This is a genomic window from Nocardioides furvisabuli, assembly GCF_021083185.1.
Classification (GTDB): domain Bacteria; phylum Actinomycetota; class Actinomycetes; order Propionibacteriales; family Nocardioidaceae; genus Nocardioides; species Nocardioides furvisabuli.
The window spans coordinates 55,256-70,003 of the sequence record NZ_JAIGQB010000010.1; the positions used below are offsets into that span (position 1 = coordinate 55,256).

15 protein-coding genes are annotated in these 14,748 nt (G+C 71.2%); 2 read left to right on the forward strand and 13 right to left on the reverse strand.

Annotation, left to right across the window (positions count from 1 at the left end):
- Positions 1-129: 129 nt before the first annotated feature.
- The gene (locus tag K4G59_RS17075; RefSeq protein ID WP_231252262.1) at positions 130-1,077 is read left to right on the forward strand and encodes a type IV toxin-antitoxin system AbiEi family antitoxin domain-containing protein; all 948 of its coding nucleotides are present in this window, start codon (positions 130-132) and stop codon (positions 1,075-1,077) included.
- 128 nt (positions 1,078-1,205) lie between these two features.
- Here K4G59_RS17075 and K4G59_RS17080 read toward each other — a convergent pair whose 3' ends face one another.
- The 11 genes from K4G59_RS17080 to pafA form a co-directional block, all read right to left on the reverse strand.
- Positions 1,206-1,658 (reverse strand): Lrp/AsnC family transcriptional regulator, encoded by a 453-nt coding sequence (locus K4G59_RS17080; RefSeq protein ID WP_308189424.1) that lies wholly within the window; start codon positions 1,656-1,658, stop codon positions 1,206-1,208.
- 10 nt (positions 1,659-1,668) lie between these two features.
- Complete coding sequence (locus K4G59_RS17085) at positions 1,669-2,598, reverse strand: 5'-3' exonuclease (protein ID WP_231252263.1); 930 nt, start codon at positions 2,596-2,598, stop codon at positions 1,669-1,671.
- A gap of 12 nt (positions 2,599-2,610) precedes the next feature.
- A complete protein-coding gene (locus tag K4G59_RS17090; RefSeq protein WP_231252264.1) occupies positions 2,611-5,415 on the reverse strand; it encodes a DEAD/DEAH box helicase in 2,805 nt (934 codons plus the stop codon).
- On the reverse strand, positions 5,412-6,314 hold the full coding sequence (locus K4G59_RS17095; protein WP_231252265.1) for a diacylglycerol kinase: 903 nt from the start codon (positions 6,312-6,314) through the stop codon (positions 5,412-5,414). Before K4G59_RS17095 ends, K4G59_RS17090 begins: the two co-directional genes overlap by 4 nt.
- A 23-nt stretch (positions 6,315-6,337) precedes the next feature.
- Positions 6,338-6,736 (reverse strand): hypothetical protein, encoded by a 399-nt coding sequence (locus tag K4G59_RS17100; protein ID WP_231252266.1) that lies wholly within the window; start codon positions 6,734-6,736, stop codon positions 6,338-6,340.
- Between the two features lie 23 nt (positions 6,737-6,759).
- Entirely contained in the window at positions 6,760-7,596 is an 837-nt protein-coding gene (tatC, locus tag K4G59_RS17105) for a twin-arginine translocase subunit TatC (RefSeq protein ID WP_231252267.1), read from the reverse strand.
- A gap of 5 nt (positions 7,597-7,601) precedes the next feature.
- The gene (gene tatA, locus K4G59_RS20240; protein ID WP_269210329.1) at positions 7,602-7,895 is read right to left on the reverse strand and encodes a twin-arginine translocase TatA/TatE family subunit; all 294 of its coding nucleotides are present in this window, start codon (positions 7,893-7,895) and stop codon (positions 7,602-7,604) included.
- A 60-nt stretch (positions 7,896-7,955) separates the two neighbouring features.
- Positions 7,956-8,951, reverse strand: coding sequence for a helix-turn-helix transcriptional regulator (locus K4G59_RS20590; RefSeq protein WP_231252268.1), 996 nt, complete (start codon positions 8,949-8,951; stop codon positions 7,956-7,958).
- Positions 8,948-9,922, reverse strand: coding sequence for a helix-turn-helix transcriptional regulator (locus K4G59_RS17120; protein WP_231252269.1), 975 nt, complete (start codon positions 9,920-9,922; stop codon positions 8,948-8,950). The genes K4G59_RS20590 and K4G59_RS17120 overlap by 4 nt, the downstream gene beginning before the upstream one ends.
- Before the next feature lie 48 nt (positions 9,923-9,970).
- On the reverse strand, positions 9,971-10,930 hold the full coding sequence (locus K4G59_RS20595; protein WP_231252270.1) for an FKBP-type peptidyl-prolyl cis-trans isomerase: 960 nt from the start codon (positions 10,928-10,930) through the stop codon (positions 9,971-9,973).
- Positions 10,931-11,029: 99 nt separating this feature from the next.
- Positions 11,030-12,391, reverse strand: a complete 1,362-nt coding sequence (gene pafA / locus K4G59_RS17130) for a Pup--protein ligase (RefSeq protein ID WP_231252271.1) — start codon at positions 12,389-12,391, stop codon at positions 11,030-11,032.
- A gap of 147 nt (positions 12,392-12,538) precedes the next feature.
- On the opposite strand from pafA, the gene K4G59_RS17135 reads away from it, so the two are divergent.
- Positions 12,539-12,949, forward strand: a complete 411-nt coding sequence (locus K4G59_RS17135; RefSeq protein ID WP_231252272.1) for a hypothetical protein — start codon at positions 12,539-12,541, stop codon at positions 12,947-12,949.
- A 28-nt stretch (positions 12,950-12,977) separates the two neighbouring features.
- On the opposite strand, the gene prcA is transcribed toward K4G59_RS17135, so the two are convergent.
- Both prcA and prcB read right to left on the reverse strand, forming a co-directional pair.
- Positions 12,978-13,919: a proteasome subunit alpha gene (prcA, locus tag K4G59_RS17140; RefSeq protein WP_231252273.1), complete on the reverse strand. Its 942-nt coding sequence runs from the start codon at positions 13,917-13,919 to the stop codon at positions 12,978-12,980.
- 22 nt (positions 13,920-13,941) lie between these two features.
- Positions 13,942-14,742, reverse strand: coding sequence for a proteasome subunit beta (prcB, locus tag K4G59_RS17145; RefSeq protein WP_269210353.1), 801 nt, complete (start codon positions 14,740-14,742; stop codon positions 13,942-13,944).
- Positions 14,743-14,748 lie beyond the last annotated feature (6 nt).

Below are 14,748 nucleotides of genomic sequence, written 5' to 3' on the forward strand. Positions count from 1 at the left end.
CCGCACCTGTGAGGTCGCGGACCTGGTCATGGGCCACGAAGTGTCCACAAGCGGTGCTGGGCCTTGCTCTTCCACAGCTCCGTGGAGGACTGCGAGCCAGATGTAGCCTCCGGCACGCAGTGTGTGCGCATGGAACCTCGACTCCGCGCACTCATCGCCGAGCACGGCGTCTTCACGCGCAAGGAGGCCAACGCGCTCGGCTACCACGATGCCGCCATCGCCGCCCACGTCCGGTCGGGAGCGTGGGTCCGAGTCAGGCGCGGCGCCTACGTTCTCGGACCTGACTGGTCCGACCTGGGGGCCAAGCAGCGCTACGCCATCCTGTGTCGGGCTGTTGCGCGACAGGCCAGTACGCGCGTGGTGCTCAGTCATCTGAGCTCGGCGAACGAGCACGGCTCGCCACTCTGGGATTGCGACTTGGCCCCGGTGCACCTGACCCGCCCGGACCAGCGAGCCGGACGAGCCGAGGCCGGCGTGGTCCAGCACCGGGGCGCGATCGAGAAGGACGACGTCGTACGCCGTCGCGGGCTCGAGGTCATGAGCGCCACGCGGACCGCCCTCGAGCTCACCATGCTCCTGGACGCCGAGCACGCGCTGGTGGAGATCGACTACCTGCTCCACCACAACCTCACCACGATCCCGGAGCTACGCAAGCGCTACGAGGCGATGACCTTCTGGCCGCGCACGCTCACGACTGAGCACGTCCTCCGCCTTGCGGACGCCCGGTCGGAATCTGTGGGCGAGACCAGGGCCCGCTACCTGTGCTGGAGCGAGCGCTTGCCGGCACCCGTTCCCAACTACCCCATCCTGGACAGCAGGGGCTTCGAGATCGCGCGGGTCGACCTCGCGTGGCCCGAGCTGGGGGTGTTCCTGGAGTTCGACGGCAAGGTGAAGTACGAGGAGCACCGGCGCGAGGGCGAGTCGGTGACCGACTGCGTGCTGCGGGAGAAGCAGCGTGAGTCGCTGATCTGCGAGCTCACCGGGTGGCGGTGCATCAGGATCGTCTGGGCCGACCTCTACAAGCCGGCGGAGACCGCCGCTCGCATCCGGCGGCTGTTTTGCACGAATGCCGCCTGACCCGGTGGGTTGTCAGGCTCTCCTGGTGGTTGTCGGCCCATGCACCGCCTGACAACCTGAGGGATCCCCGGATGGCCGGGGATCCCAAGAGCGGCCAAGCGGTGGCTCGTGCAGCGCGACGACGCCGCTCAGTCGACCGTACGGTTCTCGTACGGCGTCGAGAGCACGATCGTCGTCCGCGTCGAGACGCTGGCAGCGCCGCGGATGCGGGCGAGCAGCTCCTCGAGCGCGAGGGGCGTGGCGACGCGGATCTTGAGGATGTAGGACTCCTCCCCCGCGACCGACCAGCAGGACTCGATCTCCTTGATGCCCACCAGCCGCTCGGGGTAGTCGTCGGGCTGCGAGGGGTCGATCGGCGTGATCGAGATGAAGGCGGTGAGGGGGCGCCCGAGCTGGTCGTGGTCGACGGTCGCGCCGTAGCCCTTGATCAGCCCGCGCTGCTCGAGGCGCTTGACGCGCTGGTGCACCGCCGAGGTGGACAGGTCGGTCGCCTTGCCGAGGTCGGTGTACGACATGCGGCCGTCAGCGGCCAGCAGGGCCAGGATCTGACGGTCCTTGGACTCGACCTCAGGAGAGCTCACGCCGCTCACCCTAGTGCGAGCCGGACAGGGCCTCCACCAGGCGCACGGCTGACGAGCCGAGCCCCCAGCGCTCGTCCAGCGCCACCAGCGCTGCGTGGTCGACCGGGGTGCGCGGGCGGGTGAGGTCAGGCGACCCGAGGTCGAGGTCGCGGCGTACGGCGACCACCTCGGGTGCCACGGCCAGGTAGTCGGCGGCGGCCTTGATCTTGCCGCGCGGACCGGGGCCCATGTCGGAGTCGGGGTCGTGCGCGGCCGCGACGATCGACGCGACGTCGCCGAAGCGTCCCAGCAAGGTGGCAGCGGTCTTGTCCCCCACGCCGGCCACCCCCGGGAGCCCGTCGGAGGCATCGCCGCGCAGGGTGGCGAGGTCGGCGTACTGGTGGGCGTCGACGCCGTACTTGGCACGCACCCACGCGTTGTCGACGCGCTCGTGCTTGCTGACCCCGCGGGCGACGTAGAGCACGCGGACCCCGGCGTCGTCGTCGACGAGCTGGAAGAGGTCGCGGTCACCGGTGACGATGTCGACCGCCATCCCCGCGTCGGTGGCGAGGGTGCCGATCACGTCGTCGGCCTCCATCTCGGGGTGCCCCACGACCGGGATGCCGTAGGCCTCCAGGACCGAGATGATGATCGGGATCTGCGTCTCGAGGGGGTCGGGCACCTCCTCGACGTCGGGCCTCGGACCGGGCACCTCGGCCACGACGCGGTGGGCCTTGTAGGACGGGATGAGGTCGACGCGCCACTGCGGGCGCCAGTCGTCGTCCCAGCAGCACGCCAGGTGCGTGGGGTCGTACTCCCCCACCAGCCGGCTGATGAAGTCCATCAGGCCGCGCACGGCGTTCACCGGCGTGCCGTCAGGCGCCTTCACCGAGTCCGGCACCCCGAAGAACGCTCGGAAGTAGAGCGAGGCGGTGTCGAGGAGCAGGAGGCGGTCGGTCATGGGATCACCCTGTCACTCCGCGAGGACCGAGTAGGCGATGACGCCGCGCTTGAGCAGCCTCGCCGTCGCCCGGGCCGTGGCGCGCAGGTCGGTGTCCCCGGCCGCGTCGGCGACCTGGCCGCAGAGGTCGAGCAGCTGCTTCATCCATCGGACGAAGTCGCCCGCAGAGAGGCCGGTGACCTTCAGGACGTCGTCGAGGTCGTCGCCCTCGGCCCACCGCCACGCCGCCCACGCGAACCCGATGTCGGGCTCGCGGAGGAAGTCGAGCTTGTGGTCGCGCTCGAGTGCGTCGAGCTGGCCCCAGAGCCGTACGACCTCGGCCAGCACCGGACGCACCTGGCCGCCCGGCATCTTCGGCGACGTGGCGTCGTCGGCCCGGCGTGCCTCGAAGACCAGTGACGACAGCACCGCGGCGAGCTCGGAGGGCGCGAGCTCGTCGAGCACCCCCGCCCGGATGGCCTCGGCGGCGACGAGGTCCATGTCGGTGTAGATCCGGCGCAGGTGCGAGCCCCGCTCGGTCACCTTGTCGCCGTCGAGGTAGCCCAGTGCGGTGAGCACGTCGCAGACGCGGTCGAAGGTCCGCGCGACGGTGTTGGTGCGGTTGTCCACGCGGCGCTTGAGGGTCTCGGTGTCGCGCTCGAGCTTGAAGTAGCGCTCGGCCCACCGCGAGTGGTCCTCGCGCTCAGGGCACTGGTGGCACGGGTGTGACTTCAGCTCGGCGCGCAGCCGTCCGATCTCGCGGTCGGTGGGGGTGTCGCTGAAGGAGTCCTGCTTCGGACGCCTCGGGCCGGGCGCGTCGAAGGAGTCGGCGCGCGAGCGCAGCGCGTTGGCGAGCTCGCGACGCTGGCCAGGGTTGCGGCCGTTGAACGACTTGGGGATCCGGAGCCGGCCGATCGACTGCACCGGAACCGGGAAGTCCATCATCGCCAGCCGACGCGCCTGCCGGTCGGCGGTGACGACGTAGGGCCGCGGCTCGTCGCCGGAGGTCCCGGGGTCGACCACGACGGCGAGCCCGCTGAACTTGCCGGCGGGCACCTGGATCACGTCGCCGGGCCGCAGCTTGCCCAGGGACGCGGCCGCCTCGCCGCGGCGGTCCTGCCGGCGCTCGCGGGAGGCTCCCTTCTCGAGCTCGGAGATGCGGCGGCGCAGGTCGGCGTACTCCATGAAGTCGCCGACGTGGCACGTCGCCGCCTCGCGATAGCCCTCGAGCGCCTCCTCCGCCTTGTGCACCTGCCGCGCCAGCCCGACGACCGCCTTGTCGGCCTGGAACTGGGCGAAGGACTGCTCCAGCAGCTCGCGCGAGCGCGCCCGGCCGAACTGGTGCACGAGGTTGACGGCCATGTTATAGGACGGCCGGAACGACGAGCGGAGCGGATACGTACGTGTGGAGGCGAGGCCGGCGACCTCGCCCGGGTTCATGCCGGGCTGGTAGAGCACGACGCCGTGGCCCTCGATGTCGAGTCCGCGCCGCCCGGCACGCCCGGTGAGCTGCGTGTACTCCCCCGGAGTCAGGTTGGCGTGGCTCTCGCCGTTCCATTTCGACAGCTTCTCGATGACGACCGTGCGGGCGGGCATGTTGATGCCGAGCGCGAGGGTCTCGGTGGCGAACACCACCTTGACCAGGCCCTCCTGGAACAGCTCCTCCACCACCTGCTTGAAGGCCGGCAACAGGCCGGCATGGTGGGCGGCGATGCCGCGCGTGAGGCCGTCGAGGAACTCGTGGTAGCCCAGGACGTGGAGGTCCTCCTCGGGCAGCGAGCGCGAGGCCTCCTCCACCCGGGCGAAGATCTCGTCGCGCTCGGCGGCCGTGGTGAGCCGTGTGTTGGCCTGCACGAGCTGGCTCACCGATGCGTCGCACCCGGCTCGGCTGAAGATGAACACGATCGCCGGGAGCAGCCCCTCGCGGTCGAGCCGCTCGACGACGTCCACCCGGCTCGGGATCCACACCCGACGGCCGTTGCCGACCGACCGCGGGTTCTTCGACGAGCCCGGCTTGCCCTTGCGCGGCGAGCGGCGATCGCGCATGAGGCGGGTGCTGGCCCAGTCGTCACGCGCGATGCGGGTGAGCTCCTCGTTGACCGGGGCGCCCTCCTTGACGAAGCCGGCGCTCGCGTCGACGTCGGAGGAGGCGAAGAGGTCGAGCAGCCGACGTCCCACCATGACGTGCTGGAACAGCGGCACCGGCCGCTTCTCCTCCAGGATCGTCGTGGTCTCGCCGCGCACGGTGGCCAGCCACTCGCCGAACTCCTCGGCGTTGGACACCGTCGCCGACAGCGACACCAGGGTCACCGACTCCGGGAGGTGGATGATGACCTCCTCCCAGACCGCGCCGCGCATGCGGTCGGCGAGGTAGTGCACCTCGTCCATCACGACGTAGCCCAGGCCCAGCAGGGTGCGGGAGCTCGCGTAGAGCATGTTGCGCAGCACCTCGGTGGTCATCACGACCACGGGCGCCTCGCCGTTGATGACGTTGTCGCCGGTCAGCAGGCCCACGTTGTCGGCGCCGTAGCGCTTGACCAGGTCGTGGTACTTCTGGTTGGACAGCGCCTTGATCGGGGTGGTGTAGAACGCCTTGCGGCCGGTCTGCAGGGCGAGGTGGATGGCGAACTCGCCGACGATGGTCTTGCCGGAGCCGGTGGGTGCCGCGACCAGCACCCCGCGGCCCTGCTCGATCTCCTGGCAGGCCCGCACCTGGAAGTCGTCGAGCTCGAAGCCGTAGAGGCCGGAGAAGTCCTTCACCATCGGGAAGGACTGCTCGCGCCGGAACGCTGCGTAGCGCTCGGCGGGCGTCTGCTCGTCCTCGGGCGGGGTGCTCATGCGATGACCTCCAGGGCGCCGGGGACGCACTCGACGGTGAGGGGCAGCGGGCCGAAGCGCTCGCCGTCGGCGTACGACACGATGCCGGGCGCGGCGACGGTGACCGAGCGGACCCGCCGGTGGACGTACTCCGCGACGCCGTCGATGCGACCGGTGAACAGGCGCGGATAGGACCTGACCAGCTTGGACTTGCTCATCTGGGTGATGACCACGACGTCCAGCATGCCGTCGTCGAGCAACGCGCCCTCTGTGATCCGCAGGCCGCCGCCGAAGGACGGGCCGTTGCCGACCGCCACGAGCATGGCGTCGTGCTCGACGGTCTCGCCGTCGAGCTGGAGGACGTAGTGGATCGGTCGGAAGGTGCGCAGCTCGGCCAGCGTGGCGAGGTTGTAGCGCATCTGGCCGTGCGGCCACGTCATGGCGTTGGCGCGCTCGTTGACGATGGCGTCGAAGCCCGCTGCCAGCACGGTGACGAACCAGCGGTCACCGCTGCGGGCGAGGTCGATGGTGCGCGTGCGCGACGCGATGACCCGGTCGGCGGCGGCCACGGGGTCGGTGCGCGGGAGGTCGAGGTAGCGCGCGACGTCGTTGCCGGTGCCGCTGGGGATCAGACCGAGGGGTACGCCGGTCCCGGCGACCGCCTGGACGCCGAGGTGCACCAGCCCGTCGCCGCCGCACACCACGAGCGCCTCGACCCCGTCGGCCACGCAGCCGGCCGCAAGGTCGGCCGCTTCGTCGGCGTCGCGGCCCTGGAGGTTGCGCACGACGAACCCGCTCTCCCGCAGGCGGGCGAGCGCGACGTCACGGTGCCGGGCGCCCCTGCCCCGACCCGACGTGGGGTTCGTCAGCAACGCGATCTCGCGGCCCCGGACCGAGTCGGGTGCTGAGGGGTCGTGCATGAGCGCGACCCTATCCCCCGGTGCTAGGCGCCGAGCCGCAGCAGGGCTGCGTAGCGCTCGGCGTGTGCGCCCACGGCGCGGGCCAGGCGCCCGAGTGCGTCCAGGACCAGCTCGGGCCCGAAGCGGGTCCCGGGGACCGCGAGGACGAGCCGGGCGTCGACCTCACCGATGACGACCTGTCCGTGCCGCCAGGCCTGGTGCACGCGCAGCCGGCCCGCGTCGTCGACCACGGGCTCGGGGTAGGCCTCGTCGACCGCCAGCAGGTCGCAGGTGATCCCGAGCGCGTCGTCGCCCTCGGCCGTCAGGCGGCCGCGGACCAGGTGACCGGTGCGCAGGCCCTGGTCGGCGCGCCACACCACGTCATGGGTGCCCAGCCAGTCGGGCAGGTCGAACGGGTCGACGTCGGTGATCACGGCCTGCATGGGTCCAGCCTCTCAGAGCCGGATCAGATGGCAGACAGCTCGTCGGGGCCGAGCCCGGCGTTGGGGGCCTTGCGGGCGCGCCGACGGTCGTTGAACCGGGCGATCGCTTCAGAGAGGAAGAACAGCAGCACCATCGGCACGGCCATCAGGGTCATCGTGAACGGATCCGCGGACGGCGTCGCCACCGCAGCGAAGATGAAGGTGCCGATGATGATCCAGGGCCTGTACGCCTTGAGCGACGCGCCCCTCACCACCCCGGCGAAGTTGAGCAGCACGACGAAGACCGGGATGTTGAAGGCCAGGCCGAAGACGAACAACGTCCGGGTGAAGAACTGCAGGTAGTCGTTGAAGTCGATGAGGTTGGTGACGTTGTCCGGGTTGAACCCGATCAGCACCTCCAGCGCGACCTGCAGCGTGACGTAGCCGAGGACCACGCCCGAGATGAAGAGCGGGCCGGCGACTCCCGCGAAGATGCGGCTCATCCGGCGCTCCTGGGCGTACAGCCCGGGCAGCACGAACGCCCAGATCTGGTAGAGCCAGTAGGGCGCTGTCACGATGCCGGCGGCGAAGCCGCACAGCGTGAGCCAGAGCAACAGCCCGCCTCCCGCTCCACGGGTGGTGGCATTGGTGGTGCCCTCCGGGAGGGTGGCCTGCGCCGCCTCGTAGGGGCCGACCACGAGGTCGAGCAGGGCGTTGCGGAACACGAGGGCGACCACGAGCGCGACCACGAAGACCAGCAGGACCCGCAGCAGGCGCGCGCGGAACTCGCGGAAGTGGTCCGAGAGCGCCATCCGACCGTCGGGGCCGACGGCCTCTGGCGACGGTCCCTTGAAGAGACCGAGGAGGCCGGAGATCCTCACCCGGGTCAGGCGGTCGTGTCGTCGCGCCGCTCGCGCAGCACCTCGCCCGAGGCCTCGTTGTGCGCCGGGGCCTGCGTCTGGTCACGGCTGTCGATCTCGAGCTGCTCGGGCGTCTTCTGCTCGTCGACGTCGTCCTCGTCGTCGCGCAGGCCCTTGGTCTCGGTCTTGAAGATGCGCAGCGCCTGACCGGAGCTGCGGGCGAGGTCGGGAAGCTTCGCCGCGCCGAAGACGAGCACGACGATCGCGAGGATCACCAGCCACTCCAGACCCTGCGGCATGCCGACCATGGGGTTCATCATGAGGTCACTCCGTCGTTCTCGGGGTCGTTCTCGGTCTCGTGCGGACGCATCGTAGCCACGTCAGGAGAAGTCTACGCCGTCCGCCTGATAGTGACGGAGCGCCGCACGCGCGGACGCCGAGAATGCTTCCGCGTGCTCGGTGGGGGCCAGCACGGTGGCGTGGGGAGCCAGGCGCAGGAGCAGCGACCGCACCCACTGCTCGCTCGCGACCTCGAGGTCGACGTCGACCGTGTCGTCGGGACCGGGGCGCTGCGCGCGCACCTGGTGGTACTCCATGACCCACCGCGCGGGCGGGGCCAGGCGCAGCGTGACCGTCGTGGTCTCGGCGTCGCTGAACCAGCCGCCGGTCAGGTCCCGCGGGCGGGCGCCGGGGTCGGCGACAGGAGTGTCGAGCTCGGTGGCGGCGAGGATCCGGTCGACCCGGAAGGCTCGGTCCCCCTGCGCGGTGTGGCACCACGCGTCGAGGTAGAGCAGGTCCTCGACGCGGGCGAGCCCGCGGGGGTCGACGACGCGCCGTGACTCCTCGTCGCGGGAGGGGACGTGGTAGGTGATCTCGACCTGTCGGCCGTGGCGCACGGCGGACTCGAGCACCGGCACGACCGCGCTGGTCTCCAGCGGTGTCGGGGCGACGTGGAGCCGGAGCAGCTCCTCACCGTCCTGGCCCGCGGCCTGCTCGAGCTTGGCGAGCGTGCGCTCGATGACGTCGCGGGCCTCGTCGGGTGCCGCCTCGACCATCGTGCGCAGCGCCACCACGAGTGCGGTGGCCTCGGCCGGCGAGAACCGCACCGGACGAGCGAGGTAGTCGGCGTTGTCGACACGGATGACCCGGTCGCCCTCCAGCGCATCGAGGTCGACCTCGATGAGGTCGCCGGGAAGCCCCGGCGAGAGGCCGGTCATGAAGAGCAGCCGCAGGTCGCGCTCGATCTGGTCGGCGTCGGTGCCGAAGTGGGCGGCGGCGTCGTCGAGGCGCACCTCGCCGCGCGCGAGCAGGTAGGGCACCAGGGCGAGCAGGCGGGCGACCTGGTCGGGCGCGGTGTCGCCGGGCTGGAGGGTCACCGGACCTCCCCCGCGACGGCGCGCAGGCGGGCCACGACGTCGTCGCGCAGCGCCTCGGGAGATTCGACCACGACGTCGGCACCGTAGGTCAGCACCTCGTCCGAGAGCTCGTGCACCGGACCCTCCACCACCAGCAGGTCCCACCCGGGACGGTCGGCCATCGCCGTCGCGCTCTCCGCGCGCCGCCGCAGGCCCACCCCGGTGCCCTGCCGGACCCGGACCTGGGCCCGCACGGAGGGGAACGACGGTGAGAGCCGCCGCGCGAGGGCGCGTACGTCGGTGCCGGCGGGGACGTCGTACGCCCCGGACTTGCCGGTGGCGCGGACCGGACCCACGATGCGCGAGAGGCGGAAGACCCGCTCGGCCCCGCGGTCGACGTCGAGGCCGACGACGTACCAGCGTCCCGAGGAGCGCGCGAGTCCCCACGGCTGGATCCGGCGGGTGGTCGGCTCGGTCTCGTCGGCGCGCTGGTAGGGGAAGCTGACCTGGCGGCGCTTGCCGACCGCGTCCCACAGCGGCTCGAACGCCGGCTCGTCGGCGGTGATCGCCGGAGCCACCACCTCGAGACGGGACGGATCGATCTCCACGCCCTGACCCTTGAGCTTGGCCAGCGCGCGCCCCGTCGCCTTGGCGAGGGTGGCCTGCTGCCAGACCTGCGCCGCCAGCCCCAGCACGGCGGCCTCGTCGGACTCGAAGCGGATCTCGGGCAGCGAGGTCTGCTCGGTCGGGATGCGGTAGCCGATCTCGTCGTCGAAGAAGGCGTCGGCACTGCCGACCTCGATCACCGCCCCGATCTGCCGCAGGGCGTCCTTGTCGCGCTCGAAGGCCCGCTCGAACGCCTCGTCACCGGCCGGTCCGCGGGCGTGCTCGGGATAGCACGCCTCGCGGATCGCGTCCTTGCTGATGAACCGTCGAGCGCCCAGCAGCAGGATGTGCAGGTTCATCAAGCGCTCGGCTCGAGGCTGCGCCATCCGCTGCTCCCCCTCTGTCCGCTGGCGGTGTGTCGACCCGGAGTCGGGTCAGGAGACGCCGAGGATGTCGACGACGAAGAACAACGTGTCGGTCTTCTCGATGCCCGCGTCGGGGTTGCCCTCGGGGTAGCCCTTGGCCGGCGGGATCTCGAGGATCACCCGTGAGCCGACGGTGCGCCCGACCAGCCGCTCGTCCCAGCCGGCGATCACCTGGCCGACCCCGATCGGGAACTCGGCGGGCTGGGCGCTGTAGGACTCGTCGAAGGGCTCGTCGGCGTTGTAGACCTGGCCGAGGTAGTCGACGGTGAGGGTGTCGCCGGACTTGACCTTGGCGCCGTCGCCCTTGACGAGGGTGGTGGCGATGAGCTCGCCGGTCGGCTTGTGTGCGGTGCTGAAGTCGAGGCCGGTGACGACACCGTCCTCCTCGATGAGCGTGGGCGCCCACCCGGCGGGCTTCTTCTCCTCGCCCTGCGGGCCGTCGAGCGCCGGCTCGGGCGGCACGGTCTTGGAGCGACCGAGGATGTCGACCACGGCGAGGACGGAGTCCTTGTTGCCGATGCCGATGCTGGGGTTGCCGAGCTCGCCGAACGCCTGCTCGGCGGAGGTGAGCAGCACGATGCGGTCACCGACGGTGCTGCCGATCATCGTCTCGCGCAGGAAGGGCAGCACGTCCTCGGAGAGCTCGACCTCCTGGGTGCCCTGCTCGAAGGTGTTCTGCGCCTCCTCCTCGGTGAAGCCGTTGCCGACCCACCAGTTGGCCTCGACGGTGTCGCCGTCGGCCACGGTCTCGCCGTCGCCCTGGATGAGGACGTCCTTCTCCTCCTCGGAGCCGTCGAGGCGTCCGTCGAAGGTCACCTTCGGGGCCTCTCCCTGCTTGCCCTCGATGGTCACCGAGCTCAGCGGGGCGCCTCCCTCCTCGGCGTCGCTGGAGTCGGAGCCGCACGCGGCGAGGCCGAGCATGCTGAGGACGAGGACACCGTTGACGGCAGCGGAACGTACACGAGACACAGGTTCACCTAATCGATCGGTCGGCGTTGCCCGGACACCCTATCCAGCAGGTCCCACGCGCGACGTCGCCGCACCGCGCCTGTGCACGACGGGTGCAGGTCACATCCCGTCGATGAGCCTCTGGACCCGCTCGTCGTACGCCTTGAAAGGGTCCTTGCACAGGACGGTGCGCTGCGCCTGGTCGTTGAGCTTGAGGTGCACCCAGTCGACGGTGAAGTCGCGACGGCGCTCCTGCGCCTTGCGGATGAACTCGCCGCGCAGACGGGCGCGAGTGTTCTGCGGCGGCACGCTCTTGGCCTCGAAGACCTTGAGGTCGGTGGTCACCCGGGCGACCGCCCCACGCTTCTCGAGCAGGTAGTAGAGGCCCCGCCCGCGGTGGATGTCGTGGTAGGCGAGGTCGAGCTGCGCGATCCGCGCGTCACCGAGCGACAGCCCGTGCTTGGCGCGGTAGCGCTCGATCAGCTTGTACTTGATCACCCAGTCGATCTCGCGGTCCACCAGACCGAGGTCGTCGGACTCCACGGCCTTGAGCCCGCGCTCCCACAGGTCGAGGGCCCGCTCGATGGTGGGCGTGGAGATCTGGCGCCGGTCGACGAAGTCGCGCGCCTTGCCGAGGTACTCGGCCTGGATCTCGAGGGCACTCGCCTCGCGACCGTTGGCCAGGCGCACCTTGCGCCGCCCGGTCGGGTCGTGGCTGATCTCGCGGATGGCGCGAATCGGGTTCTCCATCGTGAGGTCGCGCATCACCACGCCCTCCTCGATCATCCGCAGCACCAGGTCGCACGAGGCGACCTTGAGCATCGTGGTCGTCTCGCTCATGTTCGAGTCGCCGACGATCACGTGGAGCCGGCGGAACCGTTCGGCATCGGCGTGCGGCTCGTCGCGGGTGTTGATGATGGGCCGGCTGCGCGTGGTGGCGCTGCTGACGCCCTCCCAGATGTGCTCGGCGCGCTGGCTCACGCTGTACGACGCCCCGCGCGGGGTCATCACGACCTTGCCCGCCCCGACGACGATCTGCCGGGTGACGAGGAACGGGATGAGGATGTCGGCGAGGCGGCTGAACTCCCCCGCGCGGCCGACGAGGTAGTTCTCGTGGCAGCCGTAGGAGTTGCCGGCGGAGTCGGTGTTGTTCTTGAACAGGTAGATGTCGCCGGCGATGCCTTCCTCGTGCAGCCGGTTCTCGGCGTCGAGCAGCAGGCCCTCGAGGATGCGCTCCCCGGCCTTGTCGTGGGTGACGAGGTCGACGATGTCGTCGCACTCGGGGGTGGCGTACTCGGGGTGGCTGCCGACGTCGAGGTAGAGCCGTGCCCCGTTGCGCAGGAAGACGTTGGACGAGCGGCCCCAGCTGACGACCTTGCGGAAGAGGTAGCGCGCGACCTCGTCGGGGCTCAGCCGGCGCTGCCCCTTGAACGTGCACGTGACGCCGTACTCGTTCTCGATGCCGAAGATGCGCCGGTCCATGGGCCCACCCTAGGACCGCGCACCACGTCCGGTGCGGCATCCGGCGCCGAATCCCACCCGGCGAGCCGCCGTGGCGCCGACCGCCCAGGTCGCGGGCAGGGGCCAGGGACCTTGACTCGGCGGCCCCGACCGGGTGAGCGTTCCCCCATGGGACCCCGCCACCTCGTCGCGACCGTCCTGGTCGAACCGGGCACGGTCGCGGACCTCGAGCTCCGGGTCATGACCGACGACCTGTGGCTGTGGCCGGTGCGGACCGCGCCGGTGGTCGTCGACGGTGCGAGGCTGGAGAGCCAGGTCCGTCGCCGCATGGTCGAGCAGCGCCGCGGGGAGTGGGACGACGCAGCCGGCTGGACCCCGGCGTGGGTCGGCTTCGGTCCCGCGTGGCACGAGTTCGGACCGCACGGCGACGTACGTCCGCCGGGCCCGCTCCCCTGGGCGGCGCACCAGCGGTTGTGGAGCGCCCTGGAGGAGTTCGGGTCGCTCGTGCGCTACCGGCGACGGCTCAGCGGGATCCCGACCGTCGCGACGACCGAGTGGCCGGGGCTCTACCTGCGTTGAGACGAGCCCCGGCTCGGGTGGGTCCCGGTCAGACCTGGCCCGGCCCCGTCGGCGGGGTGCCCGTCGAGGGCGGCGTGCCCGGACCGTCGGGCGGGACCCCCGGCGGCGCCACGGGAGGCGCCACCGGGGGCTCGCCGGTCACCGGGTCCTCGAGCGGCGGTGTCGCCCCCGAGACCTGGTCGGTCGGGTCGGCGGGGTCGTCGTGTCCGGAGTGGCGCGGTCCGGACCCGGCCAGCGCGTCCTCGGGCGCGGCCGCGTCGGGCTCCTCGACGCCGCGACGTCCGAGGACCTCGACGAGACGGGTCTCGCGCAGCCGCAGGAACTTGCGCGGCTGGGTGCGGGTGCGGTCGAGGACGGCCACCTCGAGGTCGCCGGTCGGGATCACGCGATCGTCGCTCTCGCTGTGGCCGAGGGCGGCCACGGCGACCCGGATGGCGTCGTCGAGCGAGGCGCCGGCGGAGTAGTGCTCCTCCAGGTGGTCGGCGACCACGTCGGCCGCACCGCCCATCACCGCGAAGCCGTGCTCGTCGGCGACCTGGCCGTCGTAGGTGAGGCGGTAGAGCTGGTCGTCGGCCGCGGTGTCACCGATCTCGGCGACGAAGATCTCCACCTCGTAGGGCTTCTCCCCGCCGGAGGAGAAGATCGTGCCGAGCGTCTGGGCGTAGGCGTTGGCCAGGCCGCGCCCGGTCACGTCACGCCGGTCGTAGGCGTAGCCGCGCATGTCGGCGAGGCGGACACCGGCGATGCGGAGGTTCTCGAACTCGTTGTAGCGACCGACCGCCGCGAAGGCGATGCGGTCGTAGATCTCGCTGACCTTGTGCAGCGCCTGCGACGGGTTCTCCGAGACGAACAGCACGCCGTCGGCGTACTGGAGGGCGACGACCGAGCGCCCGCGGGCGATGCCCTTGCGGGCGAAGTCGGCGCGGTCCTTCATCATCTGCTCGGGCGAGACGTAGAACGGCATGCTCATGAAGGGTGACTCCTACGTCGTCTCAGGTCAGCGCCGCGGCGGGGCCGTCGGGGCGCTGCATGCGGGAGGCCAGGATGCGATCGGCGATCACGGACACCTCGTCGTCGGGCATCCGGCGCCCGCCGTCGGGGGTGATCACGTGGACGACCGGGAAGATCCGGCGCGTGATGTCGGGTCCGCCGGTGGCGGAGTCGTCGTCGGCGGCGTCGTAGAGCGCCTGGATGACCGCGGTCACGGCCTCCTCGGCGTCGAAGTCGTCGCGGTAGAGCTTCTTGAGCGAGCCGCGCGCGAACAGCGATCCCGAGCCGACGGAGTGGAAGGCGGTCTCCTCGTAGCGGCCGCCGGTCACGTCGTAGCTGAAGATGCGGCCCTGGTCGGCGGCGAGGTCGTAGCCGGCGAAGAGCGGCACGACGGCGAGGCCCTGCATCGCCATGCCGAGGTTGGCCCGGATGAGGGCGGCCAGACGGTTGGCCTTGCCGTCCATCGACAGCGTGCTGCCCTCGATCTTCTCGTAGTGCTCGAGCTCGGTCTGGAACAGCCGCACCATCTCGACCGCGAGCCCGGCCGTGCCCGCGATGCCGACCACGGAGTACTCGTCGGCGGGGAAGACCTTCTGGATGTCGCGCTGGGCGATGATGTTGCCCATCGTGGCCCGGCGGTCGCCCGCCATCACCACGCCGTCGTCGAAGGTCGCGGCCACGATCGTGGTGCCGTGGGGGGCCAGGTCGGCGGCGTTGCCGGCCGGGACGGCGCGGCGTGACGGCAGGAGGTCGGGGGCCTCGACGCCGAGGAAGTCGGCGAAGCTCGAGGTGCCCGGGGTCATGAAGGA

Excerpts from the sequence above, each read along its gene's own strand:
- pafA (WP_231252271.1), bottom strand. The coding sequence starts at position 12,391 with ATGGACCGGCGCATCTTCGGCATCGAGAACGAGTACGGCGTCACGTGC.
- K4G59_RS17100 (WP_231252266.1), bottom strand. The coding sequence starts at position 6,736 with ATGCAGGCCGTGATCACCGACGTCGACCCGTTCGACCTGCCCGACTGG.
- K4G59_RS17075 (WP_231252262.1), top strand. The coding sequence starts at position 130 with ATGGAACCTCGACTCCGCGCACTCATCGCCGAGCACGGCGTCTTCACG.
- K4G59_RS17120 (WP_231252269.1), bottom strand. The coding sequence starts at position 9,922 with ATGGCGCAGCCTCGAGCCGAGCGCTTGATGAACCTGCACATCCTGCTG.
- K4G59_RS17090 (WP_231252264.1), bottom strand. The coding sequence starts at position 5,415 with ATGAGCACCCCGCCCGAGGACGAGCAGACGCCCGCCGAGCGCTACGCA.
- K4G59_RS17085 (WP_231252263.1), bottom strand. The coding sequence starts at position 2,598 with ATGACCGACCGCCTCCTGCTCCTCGACACCGCCTCGCTCTACTTCCGA.
- prcA (WP_231252273.1), bottom strand. The coding sequence starts at position 13,919 with ATGAGCATGCCGTTCTACGTCTCGCCCGAGCAGATGATGAAGGACCGC.
- prcB (WP_269210353.1), bottom strand. The coding sequence starts at position 14,742 with ATGACCCCGGGCACCTCGAGCTTCGCCGACTTCCTCGGCGTCGAGGCC.
- tatA (WP_269210329.1), bottom strand. The coding sequence starts at position 7,895 with ATGATGAACCCCATGGTCGGCATGCCGCAGGGTCTGGAGTGGCTGGTG.
- K4G59_RS17135 (WP_231252272.1), top strand. The coding sequence starts at position 12,539 with ATGGGACCCCGCCACCTCGTCGCGACCGTCCTGGTCGAACCGGGCACG.
- K4G59_RS17095 (WP_231252265.1), bottom strand. The coding sequence starts at position 6,314 with ATGCACGACCCCTCAGCACCCGACTCGGTCCGGGGCCGCGAGATCGCG.